This window comes from Campylobacterota bacterium (genome assembly GCA_020633995.1).
GTDB lineage: Bacteria > Babelota > Babeliae > Babelales > RVW-14 > JACKCO01.
This window is the reverse complement of the sequence record JACKCO010000003.1, coordinates 127,241-144,044: the sequence shown is the minus strand read 5'-3', so window position 1 is coordinate 144,044 and position 16,804 is coordinate 127,241. Positions and strand designations below refer to the sequence as shown.

Below are 16,804 nucleotides of genomic sequence, written 5' to 3'. Positions count from 1 at the left end.
ATCAAAGCTTAGCAATTCTCCCGTTGTTTTTCAAAGGCCTATTTATGACTAATTCTACTACATGAGTATGTCGCGCCCAACTAAGGATGCTGTCCAGTTGTCTGGCTAATTTGCCGTGGGTAGTTGTATTGTCGCGACGAGCGTTAAGCTTTTGTTTTAGCCTGCATAGCCAAGCGTACGTTTTAATATTTTTCTTTTGAAGCGTTGGAACCTGACTAGAGGCGCTTTGTATGAGAAGCGACCAGAAGCGTTCTTTGATTTCTTTTGTTTCCCTGTCGGTTTCGCTTTCTGCAAGCTTTGCGCCATGGTTCAGGGCAGAAAGAAACTCAGCCTCTGTATCATTTTTTTCTGTGAGGAACTCTCCAAGCTTGGTGAAGAGTTCAGTTTTATTTTTGTCATTAAAAGAAAAAGCGTGTTGTCTATAGTAGCTGTTGATAATGGTACTGTTTCCCACTCCCGCGTTTGTTTGTATTTTTGCTTTTTTTGCCAATTCCTCAAATTCAGTATGTGGCATGTGGTCTAATACTTCTATAAGTGCTTCAGATAAAGTTGTGCATTCGTACTGGGCTTCAGTTTCATTAAGATAGCCGTTGAGCAGCCATAGGCCATTAGCAACAGCTATGCCCTTGGGGACAAGATTGCTTTGCTCGTGAGCTAATGATAGAAGTTCACTCCTCACCTGTTCGAGATTTCTTGCGGTTATAGGGGGGCATGTCGTAGCTATGGCAGATGATGCAATAAGGCACACCAGTAGTGTGTGTTTTATTTTTTTCATAAAATCCCATTTTTTATGTGTATTAGCAACATTTTTTAAGGTACTGAAGTATACCGTACAACAAGAAGAAGTAAAGGCGATTTTTATTGGATTTTAGGATTTTTTTAGGCTGATGTTGAGTTAAAAATGACAATGAGTGGCTCAGAGGCAAGGTAGAGGGTAACGGCCATGCCTATGATGTTGATCAGCTGATGATAAATGAAGTGTTTTCGATGATTTTTGTAGTACTCATCGATGCCAACAATCATACGATAAAATGTGCCGATGGCAGCAACAAATAAAATCAACCAACGAGGGTATGGATCTGAAAGAATGTGGAAAAGCAATCTGCTGGTAACACTTTTGTGGTAAATACTGGGGCGAGCGAGAATGGTGACGATGTTTAAAATTGCAGCAATGGACCAGGCGAATGGTTCAGTCAAGGTTGTGCGATTATATTTAAAACGAGTGAGCATGCCATACACAAGGCGTCCGTGTGTTGCAGGAAAACAAAGTACATAAAATGACCATGCAAGAAAGCCTAGATGGATTCCTTTGGCGATGCCGTGAATGAAAATAAAGACAGCAAACCAGACACAAAGGATGGCGGTTAAAAAAGCAAAAACAAGAATGTCACGAAATAATTTTGCGTACACCACTTCACCTTTTTTGGTGGAGCTAACCGGAATTGAACCGGTGACCTCATGAATGCCATTCATGCGCTCTACCAACTGAGCTATAGCCCCTTCACAACTAAATCACGTTCTTGTCAAAACGTTCATCCATTTGGTATACACCAATCTTTGATGATGTTATGATGTCTAAAGTCTAGGAAAACTCAGCACAATTGGCAAGCTTTTGCCGGAGAAAACTTACAGATGAATGTTTCACTTGAAAAGTTTGATCATTATTTCAAGCGGATTGAGCCAATCTTAAAGTCGCTAAAAGAGGCTGGTGGTCGTGCATATTTGGTTGGTGGATGCGTTCGGGACCTTGTGCTTGGCATTGATCTTAAAGATTTAGATATTGAAGTACATGGTTTGCAGGCAGAGCAACTGGAGCATGTGCTGGCAAGGCATGGCACAGTTATGCTGGTTGGTAAAAAATTTGGTGTCTATAAAATAGCTCGTGACGATGTTGACTGGTCGCTGCCGCGTGCTGACAGCAAAGGTCGCAAGCCCGATGTGGCCGTTGATCCAGACATGGGTATTGAGCAGGCATGTCGCCGGCGCGATGTTACCATGAATGCAATGGCGATTGATTTACATCAAGTGCTTGAGGACCATCAGCAGACAAAAAAACTTTATCGGGCGAGCGTGATTGATCCATACGGTGGCCTTGATGCGATAAAAAACAAAAGTCTACGTGCAGTTGACCAGCAGTTGTTTTTGGAAGATCCTCTTCGCTTCTTTCGTGTGATGCAATTTATTGGTCGCTTTCAGATGCAGCCGGACCAAGCCCTCAATGATTTATGTAAAACAATGCAGTTGTGGGATAGCGTGACAGACAGTCCGCTTGCACGTGAGCGTATTTTTGAAGAAATAAAAAAGATGCTACTTAAGTCGCGCCAACCATCACGAGGTTTTCGGTGGCTTGCCTCGATCGGGCGTCTTGAACAAACGTTTCCTGAACTGCATGAGCTCATTGGTTGCTATCAGCGGCCGGACTATCACCCTGAAGGTGATGTATTTGAGCATACCATGCAGGCTATCGATGCTGCAGCTACAAGTAAGCTTTACCAAGAGACAGAGCGTATGAGCTGCGAGCAAGAAAAATTTATGATCATGCTTGGGGTGCTCTGTCATGATCTTGGCAAACCGGCTGTTGCTGACGAGCAGGGGCGTGCCATTGGGCATGAAAAGACAGGGCTTGAGCCAGCAAAAAAATTACTTGGTCGATTAACTGATGACATTTTCTTGCATAAAGCGGTACGAAAAATTGTTCGCCACCATTTGTATCCATTTCAGCTTGTCGATGCTGGAGCAAAATTGCCAGCCTACAAGCGCTTGGCAAATCGTCTTGCTCCAGAAGTGAGTATGCGCCAGCTTGGCATTGTTTGTTTGTCAGATTATCAAGGTCGCAATGGTGTTGGCAGTCTGCCCCTTGAAAGTGGACAAGAAAAGTACGATGCTTTTCTTGAACAGGCGGGCAGGGCGCATGTCGTTGATCGTCCAGAAGAGCCAGTATTGCTTGGTCGTCATCTACTTGATTTGGTTGCTCCCGGGCCAGAAATGGGCAAGCTGCTCAAACAAGCGTATGAGATTCAGATTGAACAGGGCATTACCGACATCGAAGAACTCAAAAAAATGGTTTTGGGTAAAAAGTATAAGTAATCAAAAAATATTCTTCCATTGATTGAGCACAGACTGTTGCCACACATTCAAAAACGGTGCATGACCAATTTTTTTACTTTCAAGATCACCAAGCAAGTTTTTTAGTTTTGTTTGGTCAGTGTGGTGATGCATGGCAACGAGTGAGTTAAGATGTTCAACAAACCGATCTTTTTCGACCATTGGCGTTTGTTCATTTATTAATGCTAGCGCTTGTGTATACATGTCAACGTTGTAGGTGCTGGCGGCATGAAGCAGTAGCGTGTCAATATAGGTTGCTTCTGGTCGGTAATCATGCTCCATAAAACGTGCATTTTGTCTGATTTCATTTCCCCACAGTGCGAGAGCAGCTTGTTGATTACTTGCCAAAAGGTTTTTGGTATTGTGCACAGTTGAAAAGAATTTATGTAGTGACTGGAGCTCAGACTTGGTGTAGTTGCCTCGATTGGAAAACAGATTGTTAAGTAGGCTAACAACCAGAGAGCGTTCGTATCCAGCACGTTGGTTGCTGGCTGTTGTTAAAACTTTTTGATATGCATTAATGCCGTCATCAAGGGAGTCATATGGGCTTTGCAAAGCAATGGTGCAAGCAAGAATTGAGGCCATGTCCTTGAGTATTTTGCTGTCGTTGGCAGCAAAGACTGATTTTTTAGACAGCTCTTTACCTGCAGCATTAATGCAGAGTGTATGCAGCTGTTTGAGTGTTGTCGGGGTATATGCACTGCGATGGTTGAACAAATGATCAATGCTGCTGATGAATGATTTTTTTTCCTGAGGATGAGTGTTGTGGTCAATCTTTTCAACCAAGGCGTGGTGTAGTGCTAGTTTGTCATCGGTTTTTTCCAACTGTGCGCCATAAGCAAGTGAGTAGGCAATTTCAATGCTGTTGTACTGTCCTGGTGAGATGAGTTTCATATTTTTACTTTGAGCGCTAGCAGCAAGAGAAAAAAGTTTTTGTAGTTGTTGATAATTTTTGTGAGAACGGTTCTCATAGAGCTGAGTGATTGTTTTATTGAGGGTGTATGCCAGGCTTTTTTTGCTGGATGTCTTTTTTTCATAGCTTGCGATGTCGGTGTCAACGATGCTCAAGCCAAGCATGCAAACGTTGGTAAGTGCATCAAAGTTTTGTTCATTTTTTTCTAGTGCTAGCTTGAGATCGTTAATAAACGGGGTATTGCCGCTTGAAAGGCGAAGTGCAAAATTTGTGGTGGTCATCCACTGTTGTACGGTACCGACCTGTCCTTGCTCAAGAAATTGAGGTACGCCAAGGCTATGTTCAAGAACCGTTTTAAGCGTTGCCAGCTCAGGATTTGTTGCATTGCCAATGCTACGCATGAATGTATAGATGTTAGCAAGCATCTCACCCTTTTTTTGTGATGATGCTGTCTGCATGATGTAAGGCAAGTTTTGTGCGTAACTACTTATTTTTTCATACAGTTTTGCGTGAGATGAATTTTCTTGCTCAGTTTTTTTGAAGCTAAAAAAAGCTGAGCCTTGGCAAGGGCAGAGTAGTAAGAACGTCAGAACTAAAACAATACTATGTATTCTTTTCATTATAACCCTTTTCATAAATGGTTATGTTGACGTTGTTGTAATGGTCGCTTGATTGAGGTCAACATGATTGGTAATCGGACTAATTATTGCTGCTACAGTATCAAATTCTTTGAGTGAGTTAATTTGAGTTACCTTTTGTTGTTCGAGCGAGGTGATTTGTTTAAGTTTTTGGCGCATGTGATCTGTTTGATAGACAAGTGGAACCGCTGGAGCGGGTGCTAGTTCGGGAACTTGACCTGATGTTGGTACGGTTAAAGCGGGTGGTTGTATATCGGCAGGTACTTGTAGTGCAGGCAGCGGGGCAAGGTCTGAAGGAAGTGTTTGGGCTGGTAATGGTGCCAAGTCTTGAGGCTGTACGATGAGTGCCTCCTGAGCTTGAGGTGCATTGGTATAAATATTACCGAATACGTCTGTGGCAAAAATAACACCATTGCTGGCCGAAATGCGTGCTAGGCCGAGCACATCAATATTTTGCTCAACATTTCTAAGACGAGTCCATGAGTTCTGCTGATAGTGATAAATATCAACCACGCCTGTCTTTTCATTAAAAAAACTACCGAACATGTCATTTCTATTATCAACACCAATTGATGATAATTTGATATTTTTCATCTGATTCCAGGCGTTATTTTCATACGTATATACATCGTTAGTGCTGTTGACTGCGACAGTGGTGCCATCATCACCAACAGAAACGTCAATAATGTTTTCAGCACGCGAGTTCCAGCCCTTCTGTGTGAGCTGGTATGCAACCTTATTTGTTTTATTCAGTCCCCAAATGTTGCCAGCGCTTCCAACCGCTATTTGGTCTAGCGTAATATTTTTTCCCTGCATTTTCGGATCAGCTGATTGCGTTACTAATGGTTCAAACGTTTTTTGTGCCCAAAGATACCGATGTCCGTTGCCTTGTTCGTCAACAATGCAAACGGTTCCATCGCTTCCAACATCAACATCCTTAATTGCAGTAATAGTTGTGCCGACCTTGCGCGTTGCAGCAATAAATTCCCATGGGTGCTGTGTTGGTTTGCTCCGTGTGTATCGGTATAATTTTTTGCCTGCATCTTGTTCATTTTTATAAATCATCCATATTTCTGCTTGTTTTTCGCGTTGTCCAACCGCAACTTTATGCGCCATGCTGGCTTCTTGAACAAAATCGCTTGGCAATATGACGTTTGTAAAAAGTGTAGGAAGTACAACAGTTTGTGCGTTCCACAAAAATTGTTTGTTAGCAACTTCAGTTTTTTGTACCTGTAGCGTTTCAGGGGATGCTGGATTGTCAGTTTTGAAAACATCAATTTTTTTTGAACTGCTAGCGAAGTATTTTTTGTCGTATGGATTTTGTGGATTAATAAATTGAACGTTTTTGTCTTTAGTTGTTTGGTGGTGGAGTAGGTTTACCTTAGTTTTGTTAGTCCATACGCTGCCTTGTGTTGAAGGCTGGTAGGTTGTATTATTTATTTGATTCATAACCATAACAAGCCAATTGATGTCTGCATTACTTTGGCTGAATTGGTCAACGCAGTTTACAGGAAAGGGTGCATCCTCACTGACCATGACAGCAGGCTTCTTGCTTTGCAGCATTTTTTGTGTCTTCCAGTGCTCAAAGCTAACAACATCGCCGCTCTGAACAAAGGAGCCGCGGTATACTTGGCCAGTCACTGGGTTAATGTCATCAAGTGTGGTACCAAAAGGGCCTTTAATAATCCACAGGCTGTTCCACCACACACCATAGCCAGTTTCTGCTGTTATAAATACTTGCTGTAGGCCGGGAGCGTTAGGATCAGTATTATCAAAAAAAGAATGTGAACAAAGATAATTTGTTTCACTGTTAAGGCGTATGATGTCACCATACTTAAGGCCAAACTCGAGCCTTTCAAGCTCAGGATGTTTTTTTGCATACGCTTCTATAAAGCAAAGGCTTGCAAGTAGTGCCGTAAGCAGGAAGGGCTGAAGAATGGGATTAGAGTTTGTTAGCTTTCTAAAAAGAATGAAACACTTTTTCATCTGTAAGACCTCATGTTGATTGGTTTTGTTTTGTGAGTTTTTCAGCTTCAGCCTGTATGCTGTTGATTTGCTCATCTGTTAGTGCGCCAACAGCGATATCTGAGTAGGTGATGTTTTGCTCAGTGCTTGATAGCTCAAGTGTGTTGAGCAGCATAAAGCCGGCGTCAGCCCAAACTTTTAAAATATTTTGGCCAACAGTGCCTGTGCCAAAAAATACTTTATCAGGGGTGAATGCTAGCCAATATGTGATTGGTGTTGCATCATGTGATAATGTTATAAGTCCTTCGGTAGTTTGCTGTACTCGTCCACGTGTTATTTGTGTGCTTTCCGAAGTAAAGGTTGCTGTAAATCGTGATACGCTGCCAATCATAAAATTGAGATGTATACCGTCCAGCCCCTGATCTGCAGGTCCCTGAGCAGTGAATGTGACACTGCTTGGAATCGTTATGGCTTGAGTGACTGGCGCAATAGCTTGGGCTGCCTTTTTCTGCTTTTGTTCTTCATCCTGTTTTTTCTTTTGTTGCTCGTCGGTTTGGGGAGGAGTTCTATCGCGTGTTGTTACCGTTGACGTTGTTTGCTGTTGAGCATCGAATAGTTTTTGTAGACGTGTGTCGAGTGGTTCAGCGTCAACCTGCGTGAAGTTAATAGTTTGAGCTGTGCTATCCAAAATAACCGTGTCAATTGTTGCAAAGGCTGGCTCGTCGGGAATGCTGATGATTTGTCGTGTGTCAGCTGTAAGAATTATAAGCTTTCCAACGACAGAAATTTTGTATGATGCTTCAGTAGCATCGCTTGGTGTGGCGTATGGTGTGTTGGAGCTGTTTTGGCCATATTGAGTTACTATTTGAGTTGCTTGAAAATCAAAAGTAGCGACATCTTGGCTACCGGCGCGCAGTGTTATCTTCATACCAACCAGGCCACTATCGGTTGGGCCTTGCGCATTAAAAGTAACGCTGCCAGCACCAGTAGTTGCAAGCGTAGCTGTTTGAGGCTGGAATGTTTGCTGTGGTGTGGCCGCTTTCTTCTTCTTTTCTTCTTGCTCTTTGATTGTTTCGGTTTGTTGGGCTGCGAGTAATTTGTTCTGATCATCAGTGAGTGCGGAGACGGTGACGTTAGAGAACAGTATGTTTTCATTGGCACTTGTCAAAGAGATAACAGCTGCATTTTTAAATGAGCTATCATTCCATTGTTTAAGTGCGTTTTGACCTATGGTGGTGCCCGAGCCCAGCGTAAACAGTTCACCAACGACGCTTGCCCAGTAACTGACACTTGTATTGTCTGTTGGTAGTGGGATTGGTGCTTCAGATTGTGGTCGGGTCTCAGTTCCCATAATGACAGAGATGACAGGCGCTTCAAATGTCATCCGAATGAGTGGTTGGTTGCTTGCGTCTGTTAAGCCAATACGCATACCTTCAAGGCCCTGGTTAGCAGGTCCTTGAGCTTGAAATGTTATGTTACTTGCGCCATTGGTTGCGAGTCGGTGGTTAGATGGAGCAATTTTTACAGGTTGTGGTTGTTGTTGCTGTTTGAGTGTTGCTTGTTGCTCATCAGTTAAAGGACGAGAGACTCCGTCCGTATAAGTAATAGTACGTGTAGAGCTATCAAGCACAATATTTTTCACCGTTGAAAAGAGTGGGGCAGTTGCTGAAAGTAAGACTTGATTATTGGAGCGTAGCGTCATTGCGCTGCCCACAATGGCAAGTTCAAATGTTACCTGGGTGTCATTTTGTGGTGTTGCAAAAGGTTGAGCTTGTGTGAGGGCAGGATTTATAGAGATGGCATTTTGACCCAAATTTATAGCCGCAGTTTGTTGGTTGGCCTCGGTTACAAAAATTATTCTCATTCCAACCAGACCCGTTGCTGCAGGTCCTTGAGCTGCAAATGTGATATTGCCAGCGCCAGTGCCGGCCAAGGCAATGCTAATAGGATCATACGTTTGAGGAGGCTGTGGCTGTGGTTCTGGTGATGCAGGTGTGGCAAGATTTGTATATTCTATGGTGCTGTTGCCACTTGTCAGTCTAATGCCTGTAATTGCTGCAAAAGTCGGAGATTGCCAATTTTTTCCTTTGTTCTGGCCAAGGTTTTTGCCAGCACCAAACTCTATGGTGCTATTTTTAACAGAGAGCCAAAAACTTACTTTTGTGTCGTTGGCAGGGAGTGGAATTGCGCTGCTCGGTGCGGCTGTTTGTTTACCAATAGAGATGACTGTACTCTCACGCGTAAATGTTATGCGACCAATTGTTGAGCTTCCAGCCAAGAGTTCAATTATCATGCCATTCAAGCCACCAACAGCTGGTCCTTGTGCATCAAAGGTTACATTGCCGTCGCCTTGAGCTGTCAGTGTTTGAGTGACCGGTACGAATGTTGTTGCCATTGCGCCGCGAGAAGAGGTTGGAAAGAATCTTGTTACTGCAGTAATAAAGTCTCGTGTTGCTTGATCTATAGATGTTGGATCTTTAGTTAGTTTTGCAACAATGTCATTGTACAAATCACGAACAGTTTGTTTTTGTTCTCCAGCCCCTGCGTTAACATTTGCCCCTGGCAGTCGCATCAATTGTGTAAAAATTTGAGTATCTCTTTGTATGAACGCACGATGCAGTGGGGTTTCGTTTTGTCTGTTGAAAATATTAGGATTAGGATTTTGTGCAAGTAAGGCTGCAAGTACTTGGTTGCGTGTTGCTTCTTGCGTATAGAGGTTGCTTGCGTATCTTACCAAAATATGGAGAGCGGTTTGTTGGTTGGTGCCGTCTTGCGTGTCGACATCTGCACCATTATTTAAAATGAGCTGTATTGTTGTTGGTGGTAGTCCTTTAGCAATAGCGTTCATCAGCACTGTTGTGCCAGATGCTAAATGAACTGCATTAACATCAGCGCCAGCATTGATAAGCGCAATAACAATTTGATTTACAAGAGCGGTCTGATTTTCATCTCCGGGCGGTGTGATCGGTGCAATCAGGGCGGTAATAAGTGCTGTGCCAACATCGCTCAAGGTTTCGGGGTCGGCATTTGCTTGTAATGCTGCCTGTACATCCCTAACGTTGCGTTCGGCAATAGCTTTAAGGAGTTGTTGCCCAGGGGTTTGTGTTGGTACGGGTGTTGGTTCAGGTTCTGTTGGTGGTGATGTTTCGGCTTCCTTCTGCTTTTTTTCCTCGTCTTCTTTTTTTTGTTCTTGGGTGAATTGTGGCGATATAGCAGCAAGAAAATCCTGTGTTGCCTGATCTATAGATGTTGGATCCTTGGTTTGTTTTGCAATAAGGTCATTGTACAAATCATGAACAGTTTGTTTTTGTTCTTGTTTGCCTGCATCAATGTTGGCTCCTGCACTAATTAAGCTAATAACGCCCTGTGCGTATCGTTTTTCAAACGCAATGTGTAGAGGGGTTTTGTTGTTAGCGTTAAAAATATTTGGGTTTGCGTTATATGCTGGTGCAAGCAGGAGATTGAGCAGTGTGTTGTGTGTGGCTTCATCTTTAAAACCGAAAAATTCTATACCGAAACTGTTTATTAAGCTGTGTAAAGGTGTCGCGTCCTTGACCGGCTGACCGTCCACCATCTTTTCGGTTTGAGCATTTACGTTAGCACCTTTATCAAGTAAGAGTTTAATTGTATCGAATGGAAAACCCTTTACCAGGGCATAGATAAGGATGGGGGTTTTGCTTGAAGGGTGTTGCGCATTAACATTAGCACCACGCCTGACAAGCTCAACCAAAATATCATGGCTACCGGCTCGTGTGGCAGATACTGCGACGGTGCCGTATTGGTCTGCTGCATCTACATCGGCGCCTGCGTCGAGTGCTTTTTTAATGAGTTCAAGCGCTTGTGCTTGTTGTTTTGCAACTATTTCTGGAGGATCGTTTACATTAATGATATTAAGTGCGTCAAAAAGTTGCTTGTTCAAAGCTGCCTTATCAACAGGGGGGGCAGGTTCTGTTTCAGGTTCTGTTGTTTGCCCTGTTCGTTTTTCTTCCCGTGTTGTTTCCTCTGTTGTTTGTCCGTCTATTTTCTTTGGTTCTTCTGTTTGTTGTGCAAAGTATGCATCGACCACTTTAATGAAGTTGAGTGTAGGTTCGTCTGTTGGAGGTGGATCTTGGGTTTTCAGTGCCGCATATAGTTCTCGTACCGATTGACTGCCAGTTGTTGTTGCTTTTGCCTCAAGGTTTGCGCCATGTCCTAGAAGTTGTACAAACTCATCAGCCAGTCTTCGTTTCAGTGCTATGTGGAGCGGGGTTTGTCCGAGTGCGTCAAATGCCTGCAAGTCTGGATTTAAATTAAGCAGGAATCCCAAAACAAGGTTTCGCTCGGCTGTATATTTTTCAGGCAATACTGTCAAAAACTGGTGCAATGCTGTCATGTTATTTGGTCCAGTTCTGTTGACTTCGCCTCCATTGTTAATGATGAGCTCCAGGGTTTGTGGGCTGAGTCCATCATAAATCGCTTGTATCAGAAGCGGTAAGCCTGTTATTGCGTTAACATTTGCACCTTGAGCAAGTAAATATCTGACCAGTGTCTCATTGCCTAGCTGGCTGGCTAAAATGACTGGCGTACCAACGGCGACATTGCTTTCATTAAATTTAATAGTGTCGATATCAGCACCTGCTTTCAAGGCGGCTTCAACTGCTGTTTGGTCTTGTGCTTGTATTGCAGCCAAAAGAGAATCATTCAGTTTTTTAATGCGTTCTTCTTCTTTGCGTTTAGCGTCTTCTTCATCCTGTTTCTTTTTCTTGGCTTCTGCTTCTGCTTGTTCTTTTGCCATAGCTGCCAGATAATCATCAATCTTTTTGATGAGCTGCTGTTCAGCTAATTTAAGTGTTGCAGGGTCTTGAGCTTTTAATGCGAGATAAAGTTCACGGACAGAGCTGCCTGTTTCTCCTTTGACATCAAGATCGGCTTTGTTGTTGAGAAGTAATTCAACATCTTGTACAAGTCCATTTGTAAAAGCGATATGTAAGGCACTCTGCTGTTTGTTATCCAAAATATCAAGGTTAGGCTTTTGACTGAGCAGGAGTTTGACGATGTCGGGCTTGCTTGTCTGATATTTTAAAAATCCAAAGCGAATAATTTTGTGTAGTGCCGTTTGCCCATCTTTTGTATTCTGGGCATTGATATTTGCACCGGCGTTCAATATGAGCTCCAGTGTTGTTTGTGAAAGTCCCTGGGTAACTGCTGTCATTAATACGGTTGAGCCTGATGTTGCATCGACAGCATTAACATCAACTTTTTCAGCGATAAGCTCAGCAACCCTTTTTTCATCTTTCACTTTGATTGCTGCAAACAGCTGCGCAACAGGACTTGCTGGTGGTGCTGGAGTAGGAGGTGGAGCGGGAGTTTCTGGACCAGGAGTGGTAGGTTCAACCGGTGTAGGTGCAGGCGTTGGAGCAACTTCAGGTGATGTGATTTGGATGTCGGCATACTCAATGTTACCCCATGCACTAAATCCAACATATGTAATGTTGCTTAGTGGCGTGGGGTCAGTAAACTCCATAATTCTAATAGGGTCTTGTGCGTCACCCTTTTCAACAATGATTGTGTCATCTTCAATGATTACACGGTAATCATCCCATGTCGCGGTTTGGCCTGTGCCACTACCGCCAGTAACAAGAGCATTCGGGTTTTCTTCTTTGCTGACTCGGTAAACAAATGGTTCAATATTGCCGCCAACAGACTTGCTGATAACGGAGCGCATGTTCAGCCCCCAGCCAATGATTACCTGATACATGTTACCAGCAACATCTTGAGGTTGTGGCGAGAGGGCTATATGTATACCAAAGTCACCACGAGCTTTAAATGAAATGGTACCATAGTTTGCAGTTTTCAAGCTCCACGCTTCTTGGTTATACACGCCCTTGCCTGCGTTGCCTCCATGAGGTGATGATGCATCACCTGGGCTGAACGAAAGCTCTGGAGTTACTACTTCACCTGGAGGTAGTGGTGGTAGTTGAGCTGGCGGAGCGATTGGAACCTCTGGTGGCGTTAGATCTGGTGCTGTTAGTTGTGTTGCGATAATTTCCAGGTTTTCGTATTCGACGGTGTTACCTAATCCGCCCAGTCCAACATGCGTTATGTTTTGTATAGGGTTGGGATCTATGAACTCAAAAACTTCAAAGCGAGTTTGGCCGTACCCCTTGGCAAAAACAATCCGTCCGTTATTGATGGATATTTCATAATCGTCCCATTGACCAATAGGGCTATCTTCATTGCCAAGCCCTCCGGTTACGATGGCATCAATGTTGGCGAGTGCTTGAGGGTTATTGGCTGGAGCTTGTTTGTACACCGTAAAGACAGGTGTACCAGCAGGATCTTTTTTGATAACACTTGCGGTGTTTCCTTCCGCACCGATAATAATTTGATATGCGGTGTTTGCACTTTCTTGTTTTCCTGCTGCAAGGGTAATTTGTATTCCTTCTTGTGCACGTGCTTGAAAGATGATGGTCCCTTTCCCTGTTTCTGGTAGTACCAAGCTATCATCGAAAAATGAAACACCTGGGCTTCCTACCCCAACTTCTTTGTCATCAAAGACTGATGGTGTGCCATTGTTAAACTTGAAAAAATGAATGTTAGGATTACGCGCTGGCCCTTGTGCTGGAGGCTCTGAGGGCAATGCTCCCTGGCCTTCGCCAGGAACAGGGTCAAGCGGCGCGAGAAAAGCATCAGGATCAAGCCCAAAAATTGGACCAGGAGTTGGTTCAAGTGGCGCAGGAGTTGGTTGCAGTGGTGGTGCAGGTGTTGGTTCAGGTTCATAGAAAGGTTCTTCGTACGGTAGTGCTTCTTCGTATGCAAATGGGTCGTACGGAGGTGGTTGGTATGGTGCAGGTTCTGGTGGATAGTAAGGTTCTTCAAAAAATGGAGCAGGTTCATACGTTTGAGGTGGCTGGTAAAAAGGGTCAGGTCCATAACTTGGTGTGGGCTCGTAAATTGGTGCCGGATCGTAGGCGGGAGCAGGTGGTTGGTATGGTGCAGGCTCATAAAATGGCTCGGGCTGGTAAAATGGTTCGGGTTGATAGGCTGGTGCAGGCGGTTGATATGGTGCGGGATCATAAAATGTCTCTGACTGGTACGTTTGAGCAGGGGCAGCAGGTGTTATAGCTGGTGCGACGTCAAAGCCTGGCATGATATCAAGCGAAGCGCCCTCAAAGCCAGGGTCAAGGCCAAATGAATCATTAAACGCACCTGCTGGAGCGGGTGCTGAAGGTGCTGGGGCAATAGCTCCCGGTACTTGTCCTGCAAATGGGTCTGGACCAAATGGGTCACCCATAAATGGATCGCCCATAGGGGCGCCAGGAATTTGTCCGACAGCGGGTCCAACTCCCGGTTGTGTGAGCGCTGGTTGGCCAGCCAGTGCAATGCCTGCTTGGTCGACGCCGCCTAGTGTTGCAGTAGGACCTGCCATGTCAGCTCCCGGCAGTAGTGGTGCTGCATGACCGCCAATGTTGCTATAAATGTTGCCAAAAATGTCAGTGGCAAAAATGTTGCCCTCGGTATTGACGGCAAGTTTTTCAAATCCTGAAGCGGGGCTGCCATAACTAGTTTGTACGCTTTCCCAATGACCTTGATAGAGTTGATAGAGGTCAATAACACCGGTTGTTCGATTTTTATATGTACCAAAAACAAACTCTTGGCTTGCTGCTGCAATGAAATCAAGTTTAATACCTGGCATAGGCGTCCACTGACCTTGTGCAAGTTGTTGTACATTGTGATTTGTGTCAATGACAAAAACAGAACCATCAAAGCTTGCAGCAACATTGAGCGCATTTTTCTGACTTGGTGTCCATGTGTTGTTGCTGTACATGTACACAGTATTTGTTTGTGCCGAGCGCGCCCAAATGCTTTGTGCGCTGCCAAGGGCAACTTCGTCAAAGGGTGGTGCTTGCACTCCACCCGCAAGTGGTAGTTCGCTAAACACTTGCTTGTCCCAGTCGTATTGATACAGCTTTCCATTGTTATCAACAATGCATAGCGTTCCGTCAGATGCGGCGGCTACATCTTTGAGTGAGGTAAGCTGTTGGCCAAGACTATTTTTTGTAACAAATTCAACCCAAGGGAATTTGTTTTGTGCATTCAAATCAAGCTTGTAGAGTTTTTTGCTGGTTATGCCATCTCCTTTTTCCAGCATCCATACTTCAGCGACGCCATTAAAAAGACTGACAGCAACTTTATGCGCACTGCCTGGTTCCTGTATAAAATTTTCAGAAAAAACAAGAGACGAAAAAAGACCAGGTAGCCTGACCAAATCAGTGCTCCAGTAGTTTGGTGTTGTGCCGGCGCCAATACCTTGCACAGACAGGCCTACAGTTGCTTGTGGATTGTCAAGGCGTGCAGCATCAATGGTTGTATTTGTTGCGGCTAGATATTTTTTTTGTTGCGCTTGTGCCTGGGTTTGTAGTTCATCTTGGTCTGAAAAGAATTGAAAATTGAGTGTGTGCTGATTGGTTAAAATTGTGTCAGGCAATGTGGGTATGAGATTGTTGCCACTTTTTTTGTAGGCAAATACAAGCAGGCGGTCAGCGTTGCCAACAATGTTTTGTGGATAACTACAGTTTGTTTCAAAAAATAATGTCTTGTCATTTTGAACGAGTACGTGTTGTGTGCTTTGTAAATTTTTTTGTGTTCGCCAGTGGCGTAGTGCAACTGCTTGTCCAGATTTTACAAAATTTTCGCGATATGGAGTTTGGGTTACAGGGTGTAGGGAGTCAAGGCCAACACCGCCAGGTGGATGAATTTCCCATAAATTGGTCCACCAGTTTTTATCATTATTGTTTTTAGATAAAAAAGTTTGTTGCAGCCCAGAACCATTTTGATAGTTAAAATAATATTCGTGTGATGCTAGAAACTGTTCAAATTGTGAAAGTTGTATGACATCACCATAACGCAGTCCATAGGCAAGTTGTGCAAGAGGGTCCTCGGTTGTTGTAGCCAGTGATGTAAGCGTGGTAAGTGTTGGTGTAGGTGCTGGCTGTGCAAATAGTGCCGTTTGAGCACACGTTTTAGTTGGCATGCAAAGCATGATAAGCAGGAGATAGAAAAGGCGATAGTGTTGTGCACGTTTCATGTGCTGATCCTTTTTTCCAGGTACAGGTTATCTCGTTTTTTTTACGTGTGCGGCGTATGTGCTTGCGCGCGCGTGTACGCGCAGGTTACATTTCTGACTTCTTACTATAAAGAAAAGCAAGGTGGTCGAGTCAATAGTTGGGCAGGATAGATGTTGAAACAATACCCGGCTTGCCAAGTTACAGCTTGGTACAAAGGCTTGATTAAGTTAGGGGCACATTTTATGATGGTAATCTACTAGGGCTTGCTTTGATTGAATATGGGAGCGTCTTTTTTTTGTTTGTATGTATTTGTTATACTTTCAAAAAATTGGTGAATTCAAATTATTGCTGATGAGGGTTTGTCTATGCACGATGATGGTGTACAACAAAAATATAAAGATAAAATTATTCGTGTTTTATCAGCACTTTTTCCTGATGCTAAAATTTATTTGTATGGTTCACGGGCAAAGGGAACCCACCGTGAATGGTCTGATATAGATTTGGCTTTAGACGCCGGCAAAAAACTTGAACGAGTTGATGTTGGGGAAGCACGCGATATGTTTCAAGAATCTAATATTCCGTACAAAATTAGTGTGGTTGATTTTAATGGAGTTTCTCAGGATTTTAAACAAGAAATAGGTGAAACGAAGGTTGTATGGAAAAAATAGAAAAGCGCAAACAAGGACTAAAAAAGATTTTGCTTCGCTTGCAAGAATCGCTTGAAAAAATGGAGAGTGCTGCTGATTATGAGATGGTTCGCGATAGTGCAATTAAACGCTTCGAGCTGTGCTATGATGTTTTTTGGAAGTGTATGAAAGATTTGCTTTATGACAAGCATGGTATCACTATTGCAAGCCCTAAGGGTGTTTTTAAAGAAAGTTTGGAGCAAGAAGTCATTTCGCAAAAAGATTTAGATGAGCTTTCCAGTATTCATGAAGACAGAAATCTTGCAACTTATTTGTACGACGAAGATTGTGCTCAGTCTCTTGCGCAAAGACTTGATCAGCACTATCAATGTTTTAAGCGTTTATCGACACTCTTTTTTGATTAATTTTTTCTAGCCACAACTCCCTTGTTATCCCCAAGCCTGCCCTCTTGTCAAGCAAGGGGCATTCTCAAAGCAGAGATCCCCGATG

Annotated in this window: 8 protein-coding genes and 1 tRNA gene; 3 read left to right on the top strand and 6 right to left on the bottom strand. The window is 43.6% G+C overall.

Annotation, left to right across the window (positions count from 1 at the left end; all coding sequences use genetic code 11):
• Position 1: 1 nt before the first annotated feature.
• The 3 genes from H6679_00465 to H6679_00455 form a co-directional block, all read right to left on the bottom strand.
• Positions 2 to 775 carry a hypothetical protein gene (locus tag H6679_00465; protein ID MCB9492728.1) on the bottom strand — a complete coding sequence of 258 codons (774 nt, stop codon included), beginning with the start codon at positions 773 to 775 and terminating at the stop codon, positions 2 to 4.
• Between the two features lie 104 nt (positions 776 to 879).
• Positions 880 to 1,410, bottom strand: a complete 531-nt coding sequence (locus H6679_00460) for a hypothetical protein (GenBank protein ID MCB9492727.1) — start codon at positions 1,408 to 1,410, stop codon at positions 880 to 882.
• Between the two features lie 14 nt (positions 1,411 to 1,424).
• Positions 1,425 to 1,500: transfer RNA gene (locus H6679_00455), tRNA-Ala, on the bottom strand.
• Between the two features lie 132 nt (positions 1,501 to 1,632).
• On the opposite strand from H6679_00455, the gene H6679_00450 reads away from it, so the two are divergent.
• Complete coding sequence (locus H6679_00450; protein MCB9492726.1) at positions 1,633 to 3,087, top strand: CCA tRNA nucleotidyltransferase; 1,455 nt, start codon at positions 1,633 to 1,635, stop codon at positions 3,085 to 3,087.
• On the opposite strand, the gene H6679_00445 is transcribed toward H6679_00450, so the two are convergent.
• From H6679_00445 to H6679_00435, 3 genes are read right to left on the bottom strand one after another with little or no spacing between them, the layout of a single operon-like run.
• Positions 3,088 to 4,638: a hypothetical protein gene (locus H6679_00445; protein ID MCB9492725.1), complete on the bottom strand. Its 1,551-nt coding sequence runs from the start codon at positions 4,636 to 4,638 to the stop codon at positions 3,088 to 3,090. It lies immediately after the preceding gene.
• 21 nt (positions 4,639 to 4,659) lie between these two features.
• Entirely contained in the window at positions 4,660 to 6,642 is a 1,983-nt protein-coding gene (locus H6679_00440) for a hypothetical protein (GenBank protein MCB9492724.1), read from the bottom strand.
• Between the two features lie 10 nt (positions 6,643 to 6,652).
• Positions 6,653 to 15,688 carry an ankyrin repeat domain-containing protein gene (locus H6679_00435; GenBank protein MCB9492723.1) on the bottom strand — a complete coding sequence of 3,012 codons (9,036 nt, stop codon included), beginning with the start codon at positions 15,686 to 15,688 and terminating at the stop codon, positions 6,653 to 6,655.
• Positions 15,689 to 16,033: 345 nt separating this feature from the next.
• On the opposite strand from H6679_00435, the gene H6679_00430 reads away from it, so the two are divergent.
• Both H6679_00430 and H6679_00425 read left to right on the top strand, forming a co-directional pair.
• Complete coding sequence (locus H6679_00430) at positions 16,034 to 16,336, top strand: nucleotidyltransferase domain-containing protein (protein MCB9492722.1); 303 nt, start codon at positions 16,034 to 16,036, stop codon at positions 16,334 to 16,336.
• Positions 16,324 to 16,719: a nucleotidyltransferase substrate binding protein gene (locus H6679_00425; GenBank protein ID MCB9492721.1), complete on the top strand. Its 396-nt coding sequence runs from the start codon at positions 16,324 to 16,326 to the stop codon at positions 16,717 to 16,719. The genes H6679_00430 and H6679_00425 overlap by 13 nt, the downstream gene beginning before the upstream one ends.
• The last annotated feature ends 85 nt before the right edge of the window (positions 16,720 to 16,804 follow it).